Annotated in this window: 1 protein-coding gene; it reads left to right on the top strand. The window is 72.7% G+C overall.

The genetic code is table 11. The features are described from left to right. Positions 1–601, top strand: a 601-nt coding sequence (locus tag HUK84_RS22055; RefSeq protein ID WP_176642023.1) for a type II secretion system F family protein, incomplete at both ends; no start/stop codon positions are given.

The following is a 601-nucleotide window of genomic DNA, read 5'->3' as shown; positions in this document are numbered from 1 at the left end:
GGACCTGCGCCGCCCCGAACTGGCGGCGATCACGCGCGAACTGGCGGTCATGCTGGGCGCGGGGCAGGATATCGACCGGGCCCTGCGCTTCCTGGTGGAGACCATGCCGCGGGCGCGGGTGCGCGCCGTGCTGGACGGCGTGCGCACGAGGGTGCGCGACGGCCGGGCGCTGCATGTGGCGATGGGGCGCTATCCCGGCAGCTTTCCGCGCCTGTATATCGGCATGGTCCGCGCGGCCGAGGCTAGCGGCGACCTGGCGCCGACCATGGAACGGCTGGCGCTGCTGCTGGAGCGGGAACGGGCCCTGGCCGCGACCGTGCAATCGGCGATGATCTATCCCGCCATCCTGACCCTGGCCGCGACCGGATCGATCTACCTGCTGCTGACCCAGGTCCTGCCGCAATTCACGCCCCTCTTCGCGCAGAACGGGGCCACCCTGCCGGCTTCGACGCAACTGATGATCCAGGCCGGCGACTGGCTCGGCCGCTACGGGCCTGCCGTTCCGCCGGTCCTGCTGGCGCTGGTCGCGCTGGGCCGGATCATGCTGCGCCGGCCGTCCGTCAGGCTGCGGGCGGATCGCTGGCTGCTGGCGCTGCCGGTC

It is taken from the genome of Nguyenibacter vanlangensis (assembly GCF_013376155.1).
Classification (GTDB): Bacteria; Pseudomonadota; Alphaproteobacteria; order Acetobacterales; family Acetobacteraceae; genus Gluconacetobacter; species Gluconacetobacter vanlangensis.
This window is presented reverse-complemented; position numbering and strand designations above follow the sequence as displayed.